This window comes from Brevibacterium metallidurans (genome assembly GCF_037101285.1).
GTDB classification, from domain to species: domain Bacteria; phylum Actinomycetota; class Actinomycetes; order Actinomycetales; family Brevibacteriaceae; genus Brevibacterium; species Brevibacterium metallidurans.
Genome location: NZ_BAAAAF010000002.1, coordinates 75,433 through 93,066, shown reverse-complemented (window position 1 = coordinate 93,066; position 17,634 = coordinate 75,433). Strand labels below are relative to the sequence as shown.

Annotated in this window: 19 protein-coding genes; 4 read left to right on the top strand and 15 right to left on the bottom strand. The window is 68.6% G+C overall.

Features of this window, described 5'->3' with window-relative positions; all coding sequences use genetic code 11:
• Positions 1-24: 24 nt before the first annotated feature.
• From tatA to AACX88_RS03045, 3 genes are read right to left on the bottom strand one after another with little or no spacing between them, the layout of a single operon-like run.
• Entirely contained in the window at positions 25-300 is a 276-nt protein-coding gene (gene tatA / locus AACX88_RS03055; protein ID WP_339391637.1) for a Sec-independent protein translocase subunit TatA, read from the bottom strand.
• 59 nt (positions 301-359) lie between these two features.
• Positions 360-1,241 (bottom strand): WYL domain-containing transcriptional regulator, encoded by an 882-nt coding sequence (locus AACX88_RS03050; protein WP_339391636.1) that lies wholly within the window; start codon positions 1,239-1,241, stop codon positions 360-362.
• A complete protein-coding gene (locus AACX88_RS03045) occupies positions 1,225-2,241 on the bottom strand; it encodes a helix-turn-helix transcriptional regulator (protein WP_339391635.1) in 1,017 nt (338 codons plus the stop codon). Before AACX88_RS03045 ends, AACX88_RS03050 begins: the two co-directional genes overlap by 17 nt.
• Positions 2,242-2,291: 50 nt before the next feature.
• On the opposite strand from AACX88_RS03045, the gene AACX88_RS03040 reads away from it, so the two are divergent.
• The gene (locus AACX88_RS03040; protein ID WP_339391634.1) at positions 2,292-3,419 is read left to right on the top strand and encodes a DUF3866 family protein; all 1,128 of its coding nucleotides are present in this window, start codon (positions 2,292-2,294) and stop codon (positions 3,417-3,419) included.
• A gap of 24 nt (positions 3,420-3,443) precedes the next feature.
• Here AACX88_RS03040 and AACX88_RS03035 read toward each other — a convergent pair whose 3' ends face one another.
• The 7 genes from AACX88_RS03035 to dop are packed head-to-tail and all read right to left on the bottom strand — an operon-like array spanning position 3,444 to position 9,480.
• Positions 3,444-3,818: an FKBP-type peptidyl-prolyl cis-trans isomerase gene (locus AACX88_RS03035; protein WP_339391633.1), complete on the bottom strand. Its 375-nt coding sequence runs from the start codon at positions 3,816-3,818 to the stop codon at positions 3,444-3,446.
• Between the two features lie 49 nt (positions 3,819-3,867).
• Complete coding sequence (locus tag AACX88_RS03030; protein ID WP_339391632.1) at positions 3,868-4,827, bottom strand: FKBP-type peptidyl-prolyl cis-trans isomerase; 960 nt, start codon at positions 4,825-4,827, stop codon at positions 3,868-3,870.
• Positions 4,828-4,862: 35 nt separating this feature from the next.
• Positions 4,863-6,266: a Pup--protein ligase gene (pafA, locus tag AACX88_RS03025; protein WP_339391631.1), complete on the bottom strand. Its 1,404-nt coding sequence runs from the start codon at positions 6,264-6,266 to the stop codon at positions 4,863-4,865.
• Positions 6,266-6,955 carry a proteasome subunit alpha gene (gene prcA / locus AACX88_RS03020; protein WP_339391630.1) on the bottom strand — a complete coding sequence of 230 codons (690 nt, stop codon included), beginning with the start codon at positions 6,953-6,955 and terminating at the stop codon, positions 6,266-6,268. The genes pafA and prcA overlap by 1 nt, the downstream gene beginning before the upstream one ends.
• A complete protein-coding gene (gene prcB / locus AACX88_RS03015; RefSeq protein ID WP_339391629.1) occupies positions 6,952-7,749 on the bottom strand; it encodes a proteasome subunit beta in 798 nt (265 codons plus the stop codon). Before prcB ends, prcA begins: the two co-directional genes overlap by 4 nt.
• Position 7,750: 1 nt before the next feature.
• On the bottom strand, positions 7,751-7,942 hold the full coding sequence (locus AACX88_RS03010; RefSeq protein WP_095375555.1) for a ubiquitin-like protein Pup: 192 nt from the start codon (positions 7,940-7,942) through the stop codon (positions 7,751-7,753).
• Positions 7,942-9,480 carry a depupylase/deamidase Dop gene (gene dop, locus AACX88_RS03005; protein ID WP_339391628.1) on the bottom strand — a complete coding sequence of 513 codons (1,539 nt, stop codon included), beginning with the start codon at positions 9,478-9,480 and terminating at the stop codon, positions 7,942-7,944. Before dop ends, AACX88_RS03010 begins: the two co-directional genes overlap by 1 nt.
• Positions 9,481-9,511: 31 nt before the next feature.
• On the opposite strand from dop, the gene AACX88_RS03000 reads away from it, so the two are divergent.
• Entirely contained in the window at positions 9,512-9,910 is a 399-nt protein-coding gene (locus AACX88_RS03000; protein ID WP_339391627.1) for a DUF3054 domain-containing protein, read from the top strand.
• Between the two features lie 33 nt (positions 9,911-9,943).
• On the opposite strand, the gene arc is transcribed toward AACX88_RS03000, so the two are convergent.
• From arc to AACX88_RS02985, 3 genes are read right to left on the bottom strand one after another with little or no spacing between them, the layout of a single operon-like run.
• Positions 9,944-11,593, bottom strand: a complete 1,650-nt coding sequence (gene arc / locus AACX88_RS02995) for a proteasome ATPase (RefSeq protein WP_339391626.1) — start codon at positions 11,591-11,593, stop codon at positions 9,944-9,946.
• The gene (locus AACX88_RS02990; protein ID WP_339391625.1) at positions 11,590-12,681 is read right to left on the bottom strand and encodes a tRNA (adenine-N1)-methyltransferase; all 1,092 of its coding nucleotides are present in this window, start codon (positions 12,679-12,681) and stop codon (positions 11,590-11,592) included. The genes arc and AACX88_RS02990 overlap by 4 nt, the downstream gene beginning before the upstream one ends.
• Before the next feature lie 46 nt (positions 12,682-12,727).
• Complete coding sequence (locus AACX88_RS02985; protein ID WP_339391624.1) at positions 12,728-13,888, bottom strand: site-2 protease family protein; 1,161 nt, start codon at positions 13,886-13,888, stop codon at positions 12,728-12,730.
• 132 nt (positions 13,889-14,020) lie between these two features.
• Here AACX88_RS02985 and AACX88_RS02980 point away from each other — a divergent pair, with 132 nt between their 5' ends.
• Positions 14,021-14,830, top strand: coding sequence for a RecB family exonuclease (locus AACX88_RS02980; protein WP_339391623.1), 810 nt, complete (start codon positions 14,021-14,023; stop codon positions 14,828-14,830).
• Here AACX88_RS02980 and AACX88_RS02975 read toward each other — a convergent pair.
• Positions 14,808-15,467, bottom strand: a complete 660-nt coding sequence (locus AACX88_RS02975; protein WP_339391622.1) for an HAD family hydrolase — start codon at positions 15,465-15,467, stop codon at positions 14,808-14,810. The two genes, AACX88_RS02980 and AACX88_RS02975, sit on opposite strands and share 23 nt — an antisense overlap.
• A 22-nt stretch (positions 15,468-15,489) precedes the next feature.
• On the opposite strand from AACX88_RS02975, the gene AACX88_RS02970 reads away from it, so the two are divergent.
• Positions 15,490-16,320 carry a PAC2 family protein gene (locus AACX88_RS02970; protein ID WP_339391621.1) on the top strand — a complete coding sequence of 277 codons (831 nt, stop codon included), beginning with the start codon at positions 15,490-15,492 and terminating at the stop codon, positions 16,318-16,320.
• Positions 16,321-16,346: 26 nt separating this feature from the next.
• On the opposite strand, the gene mshC is transcribed toward AACX88_RS02970, so the two are convergent.
• Complete coding sequence (mshC, locus tag AACX88_RS02965) at positions 16,347-17,606, bottom strand: cysteine--1-D-myo-inosityl 2-amino-2-deoxy-alpha-D-glucopyranoside ligase (RefSeq protein ID WP_339391620.1); 1,260 nt, start codon at positions 17,604-17,606, stop codon at positions 16,347-16,349.
• Positions 17,607-17,634 lie beyond the last annotated feature (28 nt).

Below are 17,634 nucleotides of genomic sequence, written 5' to 3'. Positions count from 1 at the left end.
TACCCGACCGTTCGCTGCTGTCTTTCACTTCTCGCGTGACTGCGGATCCTGGTTCCTGTGCGCCGCCGGCTCGGGCGCGTCGGCGGTCGGCGTCGTCGGGGTCGACTGACCCGTCTCACGGCCGAGCTCTCCCGGCTCGGTCGTCTTCTCATCCTTGTCGTCGCGGAGGTCCTTGACCTCGGACTTGAAGATCTTCAGCGACTGGCCGAGGCTCCTGGCCAGCATCGGCAGCTTGGGAGCGCCGAAGATGAGGATGATGACGATGACCACCACGGCGATGTGCATGGGGCTGAGGTTCATGGAAGCTCCTTAGATTGCTCAGATCGATTCTACGCTGTGCGGCTGAGCCTTTCATCCGCTCAGCCGAGGCGCGCCCTGGCCGCTGCGACGGCGTCGGGGGCGTCGATGTCGGCGATGACCTCGGCGTGACCGAGGAGGAAGCGGCTGAGCCAGTCGGTCGAATGGACGGAGAACCGCACCGCCACGCTGCCGTCGCCGGAGTAGGTCCGTTCGTTCACATCGAGTTCATCGGCCAGCCACGCGCCTTCGGCGCTCAGCGTCATCGTCACCTCAATCGGTGCAGGCGCGGGCGCACCCGTGCCGATGGGCGGATGCCCGGTCTCCGACCACTGGCGGATGCGGGAGAGCGCGAACCGCCTTGGGGCCTGCGCCGAATAGCACCACGCGTCGAGGTACCAGTCGGCGCCGGGCACGAGCCGGGTGGGGGCGATGACCCGAGTGGTCAGTTCGTCCCGGGATGCGACGTAGTAGTCGATCTCGACGGCCGTGCTCTCGTCGATGAAGGACTTCAACGCGGTCATGAGTTCGGCGTCGGCGGGGACGGGGCTGACGTCGACGGGCGTGTGGAGGTTCTCCCCCGCCGCCACCCGCAGCTTCGTCGCGGCCGTGCGCACCGCCTCGGCGTCGAGACCGGGGAGGGCGTCGATGAGTTCGAGGGCGAGGACGAGCAGGCCCGCCTCCTCGGCGCTCAGCCGCACGGGCACGGAGACCTCCTCGGCGTTGGAGATGAAGATCTTCCCGCCGTCCCAGGTCGCGTCGATGAGGTCATCGGGCATGTGCCCGGGACGACCGGTGACGAAGAGGAGCTCGAGGTCGTCGATGAGGGTGGCCGCATCGATGCCGAAGTACGCGGCGGTCTCCTCGAGGTCGGCACCGGGGTGGGCGTCGAGGTAGGGGACGAGGCTGAGCAATCGGGTGAGGCGTTCACGCGCTGAGGACATTGCGGCCTCCCAGTCGCTCCAGGGCCTCGGCGATGACCTGCCGGCGCCGGTCGACGGCGCGGACGAGCTCCTCGGGGCCGGTGACTGTCACCGCGTCGCCGTAGCCGACGATCTCCGCGGCCAGGGTCGCGGCATCGGAGTACTCGACGATGTGGGTGGCCCCGTCGACGCTCACGGCGCGCCGGCGCAGCGGATCGGCGCGGTGCGCGGCGATGGTGAGGACCGCTTCGTCGACGACGGCCATCTCCGTGCTCGCATTGAGCGAGACCTGGGGCACGAAGTCGGCGGGGATCTCGTAGTCCCCGGCCTCCCGCCCGCCGAGGCGCCCGAGCCTGCCCTCGATCCGGGTGAGCCGGAACGTCCGTTCGGCGTCCCGGTCGAGGTCGTTGCCGACGAGGTAGACCCGGTCGCCGCGGCTGAGCAGGGCGTAGGGTTCGAGCCGGACCTTCCGGGGGCTCTGACCGGGCTTGTGGTATTTGAACCCGACCGCCTCCCGGGCGTTGATGTGGTGCAGGGCGGTGGCGAAGTTCGCATTCCCCAACTTGCTCGCCGCCCCGGGTCCGAAGCCGAGGCCGGGAGCGTCGTCGTCGAGTTCGAGGCCGAGCGCGCGCAGCTTCGTCAGCGCCTGCGCACTCGATTCGCTCAGCTCGGTGTCCGACCAGAACCGTGCGGCCACCGCGACCGCGGCGGCCTCGGAGGGGGTGAGGTCGACGTCGCCCATCGCATAGTCATCCGTCGAGATGCGGTAGCCGGTCTCTCCGACATCGGAGTACGCGTCGTGTTCGGCGCGGGTGGCGATCGTGATCCCCATGTGCCGCAGCAGCTCCTTGTCCCGGGAGAACTTGCGGTCGAACGCCGTGTCGTCGAGGTCTTGGTAGCCGTCGATCGCACTCATCAGCGTGCGCCTGGACACCCAGCCGCGGGCCGCGCGCAGCGCGATGAGCAGGTTCATCAGACGCTCGGTCTGCTGCCGCTGCCGGTTGGGACGTTGAGAGTTCACAGACTCCACCGTAGCCGATCCCGGCGGGTGCGCGGGTTAGGGTTGGGGGCATGATCCATTGGCGCACAGGCACCGTCACAGCCATCCGCAGCTCCCGTCCCGGCCTCACCGAGGTCGACGCCGCCCTCGAGTCCCCGCTGCCGGGTTCCGAGGTCGACTCGATCAGGGCGATCGCCTACACCGATGCCGTGGGCGAACCCGAGGTCGGCGACACCGTGCTGCTCAACGTCTCGGCCCTGGCCAAACGCCTGGGCACCGGCGGTTTCGGTCTCATCGTGGCCCTGCCCGAGCGCCTGCCCGCCGATTCCCCGCCCGGTCCCGGCCATCTAGTCAAGGACCGCTACTCGCCGCTGCAGACGATGGTGCTCGGCGTCGACGACCAGGAGTCGGAGCATCATGGGGTGCTGGCCGAGGCGGAGTCGATCGGGGGCATGCCCGTCCTCGTCGCCGACCTCCACTCGGCCCTGCCCGCGATCGTCGCGGGCATCCGAGCCGACAACCCGCAGGCGCGCATCGCCTACGTCCTCAGCGACGGGGCCGCCCTGCCGGCGGCGTTCTCGCAGGCGGTCGCCGGGCTCAAGGAGGCCGGCTGGATCACCGGGAGTGTGAGCACCGGACAGTCGTGGGGCGCGGACTTCGAGGCCGTGACGATCCACACGGGACTGCTCGCCGCCAAGCACGTCCTCGGCGCCGACATCGCCGTCGTCGCCCAGGGCCCCGGGAACCTCGGCACCGGCACGAAGTACGGGTTCTCCGGTCTCGTCACCGGCGAGCACCTCAATGCCGCCGCCCTCCTCGGCGGGGTCCCCATCGGGGTGCTGCGGATGTCGAACGCCGACGCCCGCGGACGCCATTTCGGCATCTCCCACCACACCCTGACCTCCCTGTCGGAGATCGCCCGCCCCGGGGTCCGCGTGCCCGTGCCGGACTTCACCACGCTCACGGAGACCGAGCGTGCGCAGATGGACCCGGATCCCGCAGTCATCGCCGACACGGTGGCCGAGCAGCTGCCGAGACTCTCCGACCATGAGCTCGTCGACGTCGACCTCACCGGTCTGTGGCAGGCGCTTGAGGGCACTCCCGTGGGTCTGTCGACCATGGGACGCAGACTGCCCGCCGATGCGGCAGCGTTCCTCGCTGCCGCCGCGGCGGGCAGATATGCGGCCGGCCTCCTCTGAGAGGAGCCTGGCGGCGACCTCCGACTAGCGGATTCCTTCGAGGTCGCACACGAAGATGAGGCTCTCACCGGGCTTGATGACCCCGCCGGCGCCCTGATCGCCGTAGGCGAGGTGCGGCGGGATCTGCAGGGTGCGGCGACCGCCGACCTTCATGCCCTGGATGCCCTGGTCCCAGCCGGCGATGACCATGCCGGAGCCGAGGCGGAACTCGAGCGGGGTGCCGCGGTTGTACGAGGCGTCGAACTCCTCGCCGGTCGAATGGGCGACACCGACGTAGTTGACGCTCACGGTGTCCCCGGCCTTCGCCTCGGGGCCCTCGCCGATGATGTCATCGACGATGACGAGTTCGGTGGGGGCGTCGCCGCCGGGGAAGTCGACGTCGGGCTTCTGCTTGCTCATGATGGGTCTCCTGTCTCTTGAAGTTCTCGTTGTGAAGGGTACAGAACTCTCAGCCTACGGCGGAGAGAATGTCGATTACGAAGACGAGGGTCGCGTTCGCCGGGATCTTCGGAGGGCTGCCCGCCTCGCCGTAGCCTTTGTCCGGAGGAATGACGAGGACGATCTGGCTGCCGACCTTCTGGCCGACGAGTCCTTCGTTCCAGCCATCGATCACAGGAGCTTGGCCAACCGGCTCAACGGCAAACGGCGTACGTCCTCCCTGCCAGCTCGAGTCGAAGTACTTCGAGTTGTCATCCCAAAGCCAGCCGGAATACTGCACAGCGACTTTCTGACCTTCCTTGACCTCGGGACCATTGCCCTGGATGGTCGTGTACGTCGCGAGCTTCGTCGGGGCCTTGCCCTGAGGCTTGGAGATCTTGGGCTCGCCGTTGTCGGCCCACGTCACAGTGACAGGGTTGCCGGACTGGTCGACTTTATCGCCCTGTGCACGAGTGAGCGGCTTCTCGGTGGCTTTTACGTCAAAGACGTAGACGAGTGTCTGTGCTGGCTGACCCGACTGGGTAGTACCGTTCATCGTCATGATGAATCGCTCGCCGACGGAGGCTTTGATCAGCACATCGTACAGTTCCTGCGAGATATCGCCAGGAATGTTCATCATGATTGACGCTGGCGCCTTGGAGTCATAGCTCGATTCAACAAGCTTTCCGGTGTTGCCGGAATAGAGCGTCATGTCCGCGGTGACGCGATCACCGTCTTCGATCTTTTTCCCCGTGCCCTTTTCGATCGTCTTGCTCTCCGTCTTCTCGACGACGAGCGGGGCCGCGAAGCTCACGCTCGGCTTCTCCCCCGTCTTCCCCTCGACGGTGATGTCGTCAAGGCTCGTCGACTTCGCGTCCTGGGCCGGCACCGAGGCGGGGGCGCTGGCCCCGCCGTCCTCGGGTTCGCTCTGCCCGCAGGCCGAGAGCAGCAGCACGGCTGCGGCGATGGCACTGAGCACTGTGGTGCGCACGTGGTTCCTTTCGTTCGATCACTCCAGAGCGCATCCTACAGGCCGGCGATGAGAGCCTCGGCCTGCGGATGCGTCGGGGAGAAGGGGTCTTTGAGCGCGACGGCGCGGCCGGATTCGTCGTTGAGCCGCAGATGCACCCAGTCGACGGTGTAGTCGCGGCGGGCGTCGTGGGCGGCGCGGATGAAGGCGCCGCGCACGGCTGCGCGGGTGCTCGCCGGCGGCGTGTCCTTCGCCGCGGTCTGGGCGTCAACGGTGACGAGGCGCTTGGCCAGTCCGGCCGCCTCGAGCTTCGGGAAGAGGCCCGTGGCCGGGGTGATGTCGTGGTAGGCGATGTCGAGGCGCTGGATCTGCGGGTCGGCGAGTCCGATGCCTCCGCGCGTCATCGCCCGGTCGATGAGCGCCCGTTTCATCACCCAGTCGATCTCCGTGTCCACGGCCGAGAAGTCCTGGGATCCGAGGGCCTCGAGCATCCGCGTCCACAGGTCGATGACATAGCCGGCGAGTCCGTCCTCGCCGAGGCTGTGGTCGCCGGTCTCCACGAGGTGGGCCGCCCGGTCGCGGTAGTCGGCGAGGAGTCCCAGCGGCGTCGTCGTCGACCCGTCGGTCCGCTCGAGGCGGGTGCGCCCGGTGAGGTCGCGGGCGACGACCCGGATGTCGCGGACGGGGTGGCGCAGACCGTGGTCGGGGATCCGCGCGCCCTGTTCGATGAGGTCGAGCATGAGCACGGCGGAGCCGAGTTTGAGCGCCGAGGTGGCCGTCGACATCGACGAGTCCCCGACGATGACGTGGAGCCTGCGGTACTTCTCCGCATCCGCGTGGGGCTCGTCCCGGGCGTTGATGATCGGCCGGGAGCGGGTCGTCGCCGAGGACAGACCCTCCCACATGACGTCGGAGCGGGCGGAGAGGCCGAACGTGAGGTCCCCGCGGTCGGCGGTGTCATCCGGTGACAGCGACGAGGTGCGGGGGATGATCGCCCCAGCCCCGACGAGAAGCTGCCGGGTGACGAGGAAGGGCAGGAGGACCGTGGTCAGCCGGTTGAAGTCGAGTCCCCGGCGGATGAGGAAGTTCTCATGCGAACCGTACGAGTTGCCGGCCGCGTCCGTGTTGTTCTTGACCATGTGGATCCGCCCGGAGAGACCGTCGGCGGCGATGCTCGCCTGCGCCTTCTCGAGCAGGTCGATCATCAGGGCCTCCCCGGCCCGATCCTGGGCGAGGAGATCGCCGAGGCTGTCGCATTCGGCCGTCGCATACTCCGGGTGGGAGCCGACGTCGAGGTAGAGGCGGGAGCCGTTGGGCAGGAACACGTTCGAGGAGCGTCCCCATTCGACGACGGGACGGAAGAGGTAGCGGGCGATCTCCTCGGGACCGATGCGCTTGTGGTCCTCCCCCGGGGTGTGCGCGAGGCCGTACTCCGTCTCGAGTCCGTAGATCCGCGCCATCACTGCCCTCGGAGGTCGGCGACGACGGCGTCGGGAAGGCGGCGGAACTTCCGGTGACCCGGCGCCTGCCGGTCGAGGACGGCGGCCTCGAGGTCCGTGACGGCCAGCGGGCCCGAGGTCGTCGCCGCTAGCGCGTCGACGCCGAGGCGCAGCACCGGGTCGAGCGCTTGGGTGCTCGTGACGACCCCGCGGAGCCGGTCGGTGATCGCATCGGCCTGTCCGCCGATCGCGACGTGCTCGGTCTCGTCGATGACCGAACCGTCGTAGGTGATCCGGTAGAGCTGGTCCTCGGTCGGGGTGACCCCGAGTTCGGCGACGACGAGTTCGACCTCGAAGGGCTTCGACTCGGTGGTGAACACTCCGGCCAGGGTCTGGGCGTAGGCGTTCGTCAGGCCGCGCGCGGTGACGTCGCGGCGGTCGTAGGAGTATCCGCGCAGGTCGGCGTAGCGCACTCCCGCCTGGCGCAGCGTCTCAAACTCGTTGTACTTGCCGACGGCGGCGAAGCCGATCCGGTCGTAGATCTCAGCGATCTTGTGCAGGGTCGGTGAGGGATTCTCCGCGAGCAGGAGGATGCCCTCCGCAAAGCGGAGGACGACCACGGAGCGTCCCCGGGCGATGCCCTTGCGGGCGAAGTCCGCCCGGTCCTTCATCAGCTGTTCGGGCGAGACGTAGAACGGGGCCTGGGTCATGACTGCGCCTTCCGGGTCCGTTCGGCGACGACCTCGGCGGCCGTGGCGAGCACCGTCTCGGAGGGCAGCTGCCGGACCCCGGTGGCCAGTTCGACGGTGAAGACCGTCGGGGCGATCGCCCGGACGAAGTCGGGACCGCCCGTGGCCGAATCGTCGTCGGCGGCGTCGAAGAGCGCTTCGACGGCCACCGCGAGCGCCGCCTCGGTGCTCAGATCCGGCTGCCACAGCTTCTTCAGCGCACCCCGGGCGAAACCGGACCCGGAGCCGATCGCATGGAAGCGGTGCTCCTCGTACTTGCCTCCGGTGACGTCGAAGCTGAAGATCTGTCCGTCGGGCCGGGACTCGTCGACCCCGGCGAACATCGGGACGACGGTCAGCCCCTGCATCGCCAGGCCGAGGTTGCCCCGCAGCATCGCGGCGAGCCGGTTGGCCTTGCCGCCCAGAGACAGCCGGGCGTCCTCGATCTTCTCGTAGTGCTCGAGTTCGAGCTGGAAGAGCCGGATGAGGTCGAGGGCGACGCCCGCGGTCCCGGCGATGCCGATGACGGAGAAGTCGTCGGCGGCCCTGACCTTCTCCATCGCATGGGAGGCGATGAGGTTGCCGATCGTCGCCCGCCGGTCACCGGCCATGAGGATGCCGTCGGCGGTGCGGAAGCAGATGATCGTCGTGCCCTCGGGGACCTCGGCGAACTCCCTCTCGCCCATCCGCGGCAGGGCCTCGGGAGCGAGGTCGCGCAGCAGTTCGGTCAGGGAGTTGCTCGTCGAGCTCAGATACGCAGGAGGGAACCCTGCCATCTCATTGCCCGCCCTTCTGGACGAAGTTGCGGACGAACTCCTCGGCGTTGGATTCGAGGACGCTGTCGATCTCGTCGAGGATCGAATCGACGTTCTCCGTGTTGATCTGCGCCGACACTGCCTGCGGCGGATCGACCGGGGGCTCGTCCCCGCCGGCGGAGTGATCCTTGTTGATCTGTTCGTTCGAGCTCATCACAGCCTTCTCTCTTGCGTACTCGCGCTCAGTCTAGTCACTCCGAGACGGCGCAGCAGGGTGAGTGCGTCGTCGACTCCGGCAAGTCTGTCCGCCAGCAGAGCGCGGGTTCCCTTGCGCGGTTCGCTCATCGGCAGGCGCACGAGACCGTACTCCCCGGCGTCGAAGACGAGCGAGTCCCAGCTCGCGGCGACGAGGGAGTCCGAGAGCCGGGTCACGGCCACGGAGCGCAGGTAGGCCCGGGTGCCGTCGGGCGGGGTGACCACGGCCGCCTCGACTTCTTCGGGTGTGGTCAGCCGGGTGATCCGACCGGCCCGCTCGAGCTTGTGGAAGAGCCCCTTCTCCGGGCGCACGTCGTGGTACTGGACGTCGATGAGGGCGAGCTTCGGATCGTCCCAGTCGAGTCCCTCACGCTGCCGGTAGCCGTCCATGAGCACCCACTTGGCCACCCAGTCGATCGAATCGGACAGGCTCTTCGGGTCGCTCGCGAGACCGGTGAGGAACCGGCGCCATTCGGCGAGAACTTCCTGCGTGTCGGCGTCGGCGTCGGCGTGCTCGGCGCACGCGGACCAGTAGAGCTCCTGGATCTCGAGCGCGCTCAGGCTCGACCCGTCGGTCAGGGGCAGACGGGTGCTCAGGCTGAGGTCGCGGCTGACGTCCCACAGGGCCTGCAGAGGGTCGGCGAGTTCGAGGCGCGGGGCCAGTCCTGCCTCGATGAGGCCGAGGACGAGCGAGGTCGACCCGAAGCGCACGAGGGTGGCGGGCTCGGCCAGGGTGGCGTCGCCGATGATGACGTGGAGGCGACGGTACTTCTCCGGGTCGGCGTGGGGTTCGTCGCGGGTGTTGACGATCGGCCGGCGCAGGGTCGTCTCGAGCCCGACCTCGGCTTCGAAGAAGTCCGCACGCGAGGAGATCTGGTAGCCCGGCTCCTCCCCTTCCCGACCCAGACCCACGCGGCCGGAGCCGCAGAGGATCTGCCGGGTGACGAAGAACGGGATGAGACCGGCGACGAGGTCGTCGAAGTCGACGGCGCGGTCGACGAGGTAGTTCTCATGCGTGCCGTACGACGAGCCCTTCGAGTCGGTGTTGTTCTTGTAGAGGTTGACGGGGGCCTGGGACTCCGCGAGACGCCGCACCGAGTCGAGTGCGACGAGGTCACCGGCCCGGTCGTAGAGAACGAGGTCGCGGGGGGTGAGCACCTCGGGTGAGGAGTATTCGGGGTGGGCGTGGTCGACGTAGTAGCGGGCGCCGTTCTCCGTGACGACGTTGGCGAGGTATTCGGCTTCGACCGCCTCGGCGGGCAGATGCGTGAGCTGGGAGGCATCGGCGTCGGCTGAGTTCATGAGGAACCCGCGCGCATCGGCCAGCGGGGATTCGGTGGCGAAGTCCCAGAAGCTCTGCGAGGACTTCAGCCCGCGGGGACCCGCGTAGGCGTCGACGACACGCGCCGAGTCGCGCATCGGATTGGCCTGGGGATTGCCAGGCTGGCTCAGCCCGAACTCCGTCTCCGCGCCCATGACCCGTTGCACCGTGACCATCTCAACTCCTCCACCGTCTAGACTCGCCTTCGTGGCTGCGAAGAAATCTCATCTCCCCATCGCCCTGGTCGTCGACCTCGTGCTCGTCATCCTGTTCACCATCATCGGTCATTACACGCATTCGCGCGATCTCGATCCGGCGGGCATCGCCGCCACCGCGTGGCCGTTCCTTGCCGGCCTCGGCCTCGCATGGGTGCTCACCGCGGTATGGGACCGTCCTCTCTCACCGTTGCACTCCGGGACGGGGATCTGGGCGATCACCGTGCTCATCGGGCTCGTGCTGCGCGGGCTGACCGGCGCCGGCTCGGACCCGGGGGTCGTGCCGGTGAGCTTCATGGTCGTCGCCACGACGCTCAACCTCATCACCCTCGTCGGGTGGAGGATCATCGCCACCGCCGTCGCCGGCGGCACCCGCTCGCGCCGCCGCTAGAGCAGCGCCCGGAGTGCCGGCAGGCCGGAGCACCTAGAGCAGATCCGAGTCCGGAGTCGCCTCGGCGATCTCCGACTCGAGCGCCGGGGCACCCCGGGTCGTGTCGAGGTGCATCATCCGCAGATGGGTCACCCGCTCCCCCTTGCGACCGGAGATCCGCGCCCACTCGTCGGGGTTCGTCGTGTTCGGCAGGTCCTCGTGCTCGCTGAACTCCTCGGCGATCGCCTCGGCGAAGTGCTCGGGGTGCAGTCCCCGCTCCCCGGTCTCGAGCAGCGACTTGATCGCGCCCTTCTTCGCCCGGTCGACGATGTTGTGGATCATCGCCCCCGATGCGAAGTCGGAGAAGTGGAGGACCTCGCGGGAGCCGTCGGCGTAGGTCGCTTCGACGAACTCGTTCTCCGGGGTCGCTGCGTACATCCGCTCGACGCAGAAGCCGATGAGCGCGGTCACCGCGGCCGCGGGTGAGCCGTGTTCGGCCACCAGCGCCGGGTGCAGCGGCAGCTGATCGGTGAGGTACTTGCCGAAGATGTCCCTGGCGCCCTCGGCGTCGGGGCGTTCGATGCGGATCTTGACGTCGAGGCGGCCCGGGCGCAGGATCGCCGGGTCGATGAGATCCTCCCGGTTTGATGCGCCGATGACGATGACGTTGTCGAGCTGTTCGACGCCGTCGATCTCGGTGAGCAGCTGCGGGACGATCGTCGTCTCGACATCGGAGGACTTGCCGGTGCCGCGGGTGCGGAAGAGCGACTCCATCTCGTCGAAGAAGACGACGACGGGGAAGCCCGCGGAAGCCTTCTCGCGGGCGCGGGCGAAGATGAGGCGCAGCTGACGCTCGGTCTCCCCGACGTACTTGTCGAGCAGTTCGGGGCCCTTGATGTTGAGGAAGTAGGTGCGGCGCGCCTGAGCGGCCGTCGTCCTCTCCGCCAGCGAGTTCGCCACGGCCTTGGCGATGAGCGTCTTGCCGCAGCCGGGAGGACCGTAGAGGAGGATGCCCTTGGGCGGTTTGAGACCGTGCTCGGTGTAGAGCTGCGGGTGTTCGAAGGGCAGTTCGACGGCGTCCTGGATCTGCCCGATCTGGTCGGCCAGTCCCCCGATGTCGGAGTAGGTGATGTCGGGGACCTCTTCGAGCAGCAGCGAGGACACCTCGGGCTTCTCGACGACCTCGAGCGCATAGTGGGTGCGGCTGTCGACGACGACGGCATCGCCGAGGCGCAGGCCTGCGTCGATGAGCTCCTGGCTGAGCACGTAGACCTGTTCGTCGTCGCCGGGGGCGCCGACGAGGATGCGGGTGGCGTCGACGAACTCGCGGACGGTGACGACGCTGCCGACCGAGGCGAAGTCGCCGGTTCCGATGATGACGAGTCCCTCGGAGAGGAGCACGTCGGCACCGGTGCCAAGCGCCGCCGGGTCGACCTCTGGGCCGATGGCCACGCGCATGCGCCTGCCTCCGACGATGACGTCGCCGGTGAGCCCGTCCGCGGACAGGGCGATGAGGGTGCCCCAGCTGTTCGGGGGCTCGGTCAGGCGCCGGGCCTCCTCCTTGATCCGTCCGAGCTCCTCCCGGGCGGTGCGCAGAGTCTTCGACAGCGCTTCGTTCCGCTTGCCGGCGCTGTAGAGCTGCTGGCGCAGGGAGGCGGTGTCCTCACGCAGCTTCCTGACCTCGGGGGTCGACGTCTCCGTCATCTCTCCTCCTCCTGCTCAGTGTCGCTGACGGCGCCGTGCGCAGTGGCGCCGACGCCGGTCTGCTCGGTGTCTCCGAAGCCGGTGTCCGCGGTGTCCTCGCCGGTGCGCTCGAGGCGCCTGCCGGCCTCGCGCATCACCCGCCGCAGCTTCTTGCCGGTGGCCACCCGGGTGCCGATCGCGGACTCCGTGACCTCTCCCCCGGTCCACGCGTCGACATCGGCGCTCGAGGCGGGCGAACCCTGGGGGCGCTTCTTCTTCTCCAGGGGTGCACTGCCCGGGGCCATCCGGCGGGCGATGACGAGGAAGCCGGTGTGGGCGATCATCCGATGGTCGGGACGCACGGCGAGTCCGTCGACGTGCCAGCCGCGGACCATCGACTCCATCGCGTTCGGTTCGCTGAAGCAGCCGGATTCCCGCACCGCCTCGACGAAGCGGGAGAGCTGGGGCACCGTGGCGACATAAGCGACGACGGCGCCGCCTGGGGCCAGGGCCTCACTCACCGCGGGCAGCACCGTCCACGGGGTGAGCATGTCGAGGACGACCCGGTCGACGGTGCCGGGGGGATACGCGCCGGGCAGCTCCTCGGCGAGGTCGCCGACGGTGACCTCCCAGTTCGCGGGGGCGCCGTCGAAGAAGTCGGCGATGTTGCCGGCGGCGATCTGCGCGAACTCCTCACGCAGTTCGAACGAATGGACGGAGCCTGTGGGCCCGACGGCACGGAGCAGGGCGATCGACAGGGCTCCGGATCCGACGCCGGCCTCGACGACGGTGGCCCCGGGGTAGATGTCGCCGAGGGTGACGATGAGTCCCGAGTCCTTCGGGTAGACGACAGCGGCGCCGCGCGGCATCGAGAGGACGAAGTCCTCGTAGAACGGGCGGAAGATCTGGAAGTCGACCCCGCCGGTGTTCGTCACCACGATGCCCTCGGGGCGGCCGATGATCTCGTCGTGCTCGATGAGTCCCTTGTGGGTGTGGAACACCTCGCCGGGGGCGAGCACGATCGTGTGCATCCGGCCCTTGGGATCGGTGAGCTGGATCTTCTCCCCCGCGCTCAGCACGGCGGCGGGGATCGTCTCTGGCTGCGTCATGATGCTTCTACTCTACGCTGGTGAGGTGTGCCTTATGCACACCGGTTCAGGCTGCGAGAAGCTCGTCGAAGAACTCCTGCAGATCGATCACGCCGATGAGGGTGTTGCCGTCCATGACCAGGCAGAACTGCGCCTTGGGACGGTGGGTGAGCGACTCGAGCAGGTGGGGGGCGGTGATGTCCTTGGGCACCCCGATCCAGCCGGCAAGGGGGCGTGTCACCTCACCGACGGGGATGCGGGCCGAGGATTCGGCCAGGCGCCCTGCCGCGGCGTGGCGGTCGACGAGACCGTAGGGCAGGCCCTTCTGGTCGAGGACGACGATGAGCGTGCGCTCCTTCGCGTGCCCGAGGGTGTTCGCGTAGTCGAGGGTGTCGGCGAGGTCGGCGTCCCAGGTCGCCGCGATCGCCGGCTGGATGACCTGCGCGAGGTCGTAGGTCTCCATCTTCCGGGCGCGCTTGGCGTGGGTGGCGGCGTCCCCGGCGGAGAACCACAGCATGATCGCGATGAGCGACATCCAGGCGACGTTGAGCGGGTCGGGCCGCTGCCCGGCGAGCAGCGGGGTGATGACCGACCAGCCGATGAAGCCGATCGCGATGATCCGGCCCACCCAGCTGGCGACGATGGTTCCCAGGTACTGCGAACCGGTGATGCGCCACATCAGCGCCTGCAGGGCCCAGCCGCCGTCGAGCGGGATGCCCGGGAGCAGGTTGATCGCACCGAGGGCGACGTTGGCGAAGGTGACGGCGATGAGCAGCAGCCACGGCACCGAGTAGGGGGTGACCGCGCTCAGGCACCACCAGCCGAGCAGGGCGAGGACGATGTTGACGACGGGACCGACGATCGAGATGACGAAGCTCGTCATCGCCGCCTTGTCCCGGGGGTTGTCGACCTGCGGTTCGAAACGGGTGAAGCCGCCCCAGATGTTGAGCTCGATCGCTGCGACCTTCTGCCCGTAGAACTGCCCGGCGACGCCGTGGGCGAGTTCGTGGAGGAAGACGGAGGCGAAGAGGAGGACCGCGTAGGCGAAGGCCACACCCCACGACCACACTCCGAGGTCGGGTCTGACCGTGAGCACCCAGGGGGCGAAGAGGATCGTGATGACGATCGCCGCGAGGAACCACGACCAGGCCAGGATCACCGGGGCGCCGAGCACGGTGCCCAGGCGCAGACCGGAGGAGGCACCGGTCTGGTGGTTCTTCACGGCCATCGCAGATAATCCTCAGATCGGTTGGGGGTCGGGACTCCTCAGCCTAACAGCGGGAGGTGGCTTCACCTTCACAGACGCGTCGGGTCGGCTCAACTTCCCGCCCGTGTCAGGACCCCTGGCTAGAGTGGTCCCATGGCCGAGCTCATCAGTCTCTCACCCTCGCGCGCGAACGACTTCGTCCAGTGCCCGCTGAAGTTCCGCTTCCGCAGCATCGACAAGCTGCCCGAACCGCCGTCGCAGGCGGCATTCAAGGGCACACTCGTCCATTCCGTGCTCGAACAGCTCTTCGAACTGCCTGCCGCCGAACGGACCGAGGACTCGGCTCAGGCCCTGCTGGCCCCGAGCTGGGAGGCGCTGGTGGAGAAGGACCCGAGCGTGCTCGAGATCTTCGCCCACGACGGGGAGAGGGAGACATTCCTCACATCGGCGCGTTCGCTCATCGGCGCGTACTTCACGCTCGAGTTCCCCGAGCACCTCGAACCGGAGGAGACGGAGAAGTACGTGACGACGACGCTGGACTCGGGCCTCGAGCTGCGCGGGTTCATCGACCGGGTCGACGTCGCCCCCGGCGGTGAGAAGCGCCTCGTCGACTACAAGACGGGAAAGCAGCCGAAGCCGCAGTACGGTCGGGAGGCGAAGTTCCAGATGGGCTTCTACGCTCTCGTCGAGTACCGGCTCACCGGTGAGCTCGTCCACACCCTGCAGCTGATGTACCTCGGTTCGCGCAGCATCCTCAAGTCGCATCCGACGATGTCGGACATCGAGGCCAGCGAGTTCGAGATCGACGCGATCTGGAACGACATCGTCGCCTCCGCCGAGGCCGACCGCTGGCGTCCGCGCAAGTCCCCCCTGTGCAACTGGTGCTCGTTCAAGCCGATCTGCCCGGCGTGGGGCAATGAGGCGCCGCCGACGCCGGAGATCACGCGGATAGTCGGGCGCTGACCTCGCGCAGATCGTTCACCCCGCGCCCGGCCAGACTCGGCCACAGCGTGGTGCCGGGGGCCGGGTCGAGGTCGACGAGGTGGGGGATGCCGATCGCGATCGTCCCGGCCGCCTCGGCACTGGCCAGCCCAGGACGCGAGTCCTCGAGGGCGACGCAGTCACCGGGGTCGAGGCCGAGCAGCGCGGCACCGGCGAGGTAGGGTTCGGGATCGGGTTTGCCCCGGGTGACGTCGTCGCCGCCCACGAGGCCTGCGAAGCTGCCGGGCGGGCACGCGGAGATGACCGCCTCGGCGAGGCGCCGGTATGACATCGTCACCATCACGCACGGGATCCCCTCGGCACGCAGCGCCTCGAGCAGCTCGAGCGCCCCGGGCCGGAACGGGACCCGCTGCCCCACGGCGGCGATGACCGCGGTGAGCAGCGTGTCGACGATGACGGGGGCGGGCAGGTCGAGTCCGGCCTCCCGCATCATCTCCGCCGAGGTGAGCAGGTCGTTGCCGACGAATTCGAGCCCCTGCTCCTCACTCCACGGCAGTCCGTGGGCGGTCATGAGCTCGGTTTCGGCGGCGATCCAGAAGGGTTCGGTGTCGACCAGGGTTCCGTCCATGTCCCAGAGGACAGCGGCAGGGTTCGTCATGGTTCCAGCGTAATCTGGTCGCATGACATTTCTCTCATCCGGTTCCGGCAGCCTCGTCTTCATCGCCTTCGAGGGCCAGGACGCCGACGCCTCGGAAGCCGCGAGCTCCCTGGTCAAGGACATCATCGATGCGTGGGGACTCGATGAGAGCGAACTCCTCGACACCGACGGGTTCTACGAGTTCCGCTTCTCCGAACCGGAGATCGAACGCGACGAGACGGGGCGGGCGAGCATCGCGTGGCCCGGCGTCGAGGTCCACCGCGGCGAGCACGACGGGCAGGCGGTGACCGTCATCCACGGTCACGAACCCGGGTTGAAGTGGCGGGAGTTCCTCTCCCTCATCCTCTCCGAGGTCGGTGAGGACGATTCCGTCGTCCTCCTCGGCGGTCTCCACGCCGAGGTGGCCCACACCCGGCCCTTCCCCGTCGTCGCGAACACCGAGGACCCGGATCTCGCCGCGGACCTCGGAATCGAGATCAACAGCTATGCGGGGCCCATCGGCATCCTCGGACTCCTCGGGGTCGCCTGCTCGTGGCGCGGGCTGACGGCGATCAACCTGTGGGTCGGGGTCCCCGACTACCTCAGCGACTCGCCGTCGCCGAAGGCCGAGCTCGCACTCGCCCGCGCCGTCGAGCGGACCACCGGGGTCGAGATCGACATTCCCATCCTCGAGGAGGAGAGCAGGGCATGGGAGCTCGGTGCCGACGAGGTCGTCGCCGCGAACCCCCAGCTCGCCGATCTCGTCCGCACCCTCGAGGAGCGCATCGACGCGACCGAGCTGCCCGAGGCCAGCGGTGAGGCGATCGCCGCGGAGTTCGAACGCTATCTGCGCGGTCGCGGCCGCGACCGCTGAGCGCAGGGCTCGGTCGCGGGTCGCAGTCAGTCGCGCAGACGGATGCCGAGGAGGGCATCGACGGCGTCGGCGACCCGTTCACCGCTCACGGGGCCGGCGTCCCCGGCCGGTGAGTCCGCGTAGTGCTCGGCCCATTCGTCGAGGATGCCCAGTGCCCGCGGGCTGTCGAGGTCGTCGGCGAGGGCCTCGCGCAGGAGGCCGATGATGTGGCCGCGCAGGCCCTCCCGGCATTCGGCCTCGCGTTCGGCGGCATGCCGCCAGGCGGCCAGCCGCTTCTTCGCAGTCTCGAGGAGGTCGGGGGTGAACATCCAGTCGCTGCGGTAGTGGTTGGACAGGAGCACGGTGCGGATGACCATCGGGTCCACGCCCTCGGCAAGGAGCTGGGAGACGAGGACGAGGTTGCCCTTCGACTTGCTCATCTTCTCCCCGTCGAAGCCGACCATGCCGGTGTGCATGTACGTCTTCGCCAGCGGCCGATGCTGCCACGCGGCGGCGTGGGCGGCGCCCATCTCGTGATGGGGGAAGACGAGGTCGCTGCCGCCGCCCTGGACGTCGACGGGCAGGCCGGCCTTCTCCTCGGCGATGACGGTGCATTCGATGTGCCACCCGGGCCGGCCGGGTCCGAGGCTGCCTCCGTCCCATGCGGGTTCGCCCTCGCGGGCGGCGCGCCACAGCAGCGGATCGAGCGGGTTCTCCTTGCCCGGGGTGTCCGGGTCTCCGCCGCGTTCGGCCGACAGGCGCAGCATCGTCGCTCGGTCGTCGTGGCTGACGCTGCCGAACGGGGGCTGGACGGGTGTGGACACACGGTAGTAGACGTCGCCGGACTCGAGCGTGTAGGCGGCCCCGGTCTCGATCAGCTCGGCCACCGCCTCGGCGATCTGGGGGATCGATTCGACGACGCCGACGTAGTCTTCGGGCGGGATCACGCGCAGGGCGGTCATGTCGTCGCGGAAGAGCTGGATCTGGGAGTCCGCGAGCTCCCGCCAGTCGACGCCCGTGGCCGTGGCGCGCTCGAGCAGCGGGTCGTCGACGTCGGTGGTGTTCTGGACGTAGACGACATCGAGGCCGGCGTCGCGCCACACCCGCCCGAGCAGGTCGAAGGCGACATAGGTCGCGGCATGGCCCAGGTGCGTCGCATCGTAGGGGGTGATCCCGCAGACGTAGAGCGTCGCCTTGCCGTCTCGGCCGGTGAGTGTGCGGGGACTGCGTGCTCCTGTGTCGAAGACCGTGGGCAGGATGCCGGGGGTGGACAGGACGGGCACATCGGGTGCGGACCAAGACTTCACGCAGACCAGCCTAACCGAGACCTCCGGA

What these genes read in the sequence shown, in the direction of transcription:
- AACX88_RS03050 (WP_339391636.1), bottom strand. Translation starts at nt 1,241, where the DNA reads ATGTCCTCAGCGCGTGAACGCCTCACCCGATTGCTCAGCCTCGTCCCC.
- prcB (WP_339391629.1), bottom strand. Translation starts at nt 7,749, where the DNA reads ATGGCAGGGTTCCCTCCTGCGTATCTGAGCTCGACGAGCAACTCCCTG.
- arc (WP_339391626.1), bottom strand. Translation starts at nt 11,593, where the DNA reads ATGACGGAGACGTCGACCCCCGAGGTCAGGAAGCTGCGTGAGGACACC.
- AACX88_RS03010 (WP_095375555.1), bottom strand. Translation starts at nt 7,942, where the DNA reads ATGAGCTCGAACGAACAGATCAACAAGGATCACTCCGCCGGCGGGGAC.
- AACX88_RS02990 (WP_339391625.1), bottom strand. Translation starts at nt 12,681, where the DNA reads ATGACGCAGCCAGAGACGATCCCCGCCGCCGTGCTGAGCGCGGGGGAG.
- pafA (WP_339391631.1), bottom strand. Translation starts at nt 6,266, where the DNA reads ATGGCGCGGATCTACGGACTCGAGACGGAGTACGGCCTCGCGCACACC.
- AACX88_RS02975 (WP_339391622.1), bottom strand. Translation starts at nt 15,467, where the DNA reads ATGACGAACCCTGCCGCTGTCCTCTGGGACATGGACGGAACCCTGGTC.
- dop (WP_339391628.1), bottom strand. Translation starts at nt 9,480, where the DNA reads ATGGTCACGGTGCAACGGGTCATGGGCGCGGAGACGGAGTTCGGGCTG.
- AACX88_RS02985 (WP_339391624.1), bottom strand. Translation starts at nt 13,888, where the DNA reads ATGGCCGTGAAGAACCACCAGACCGGTGCCTCCTCCGGTCTGCGCCTG.
- AACX88_RS02980 (WP_339391623.1), top strand. Translation starts at nt 14,021, where the DNA reads ATGGCCGAGCTCATCAGTCTCTCACCCTCGCGCGCGAACGACTTCGTC.
- prcA (WP_339391630.1), bottom strand. Translation starts at nt 6,955, where the DNA reads ATGACCCAGGCCCCGTTCTACGTCTCGCCCGAACAGCTGATGAAGGAC.
- tatA (WP_339391637.1), bottom strand. Translation starts at nt 300, where the DNA reads ATGAACCTCAGCCCCATGCACATCGCCGTGGTGGTCATCGTCATCATC.
- AACX88_RS03040 (WP_339391634.1), top strand. Translation starts at nt 2,292, where the DNA reads ATGATCCATTGGCGCACAGGCACCGTCACAGCCATCCGCAGCTCCCGT.
- AACX88_RS02970 (WP_339391621.1), top strand. Translation starts at nt 15,490, where the DNA reads ATGACATTTCTCTCATCCGGTTCCGGCAGCCTCGTCTTCATCGCCTTC.
- AACX88_RS03035 (WP_339391633.1), bottom strand. Translation starts at nt 3,818, where the DNA reads ATGAGCAAGCAGAAGCCCGACGTCGACTTCCCCGGCGGCGACGCCCCC.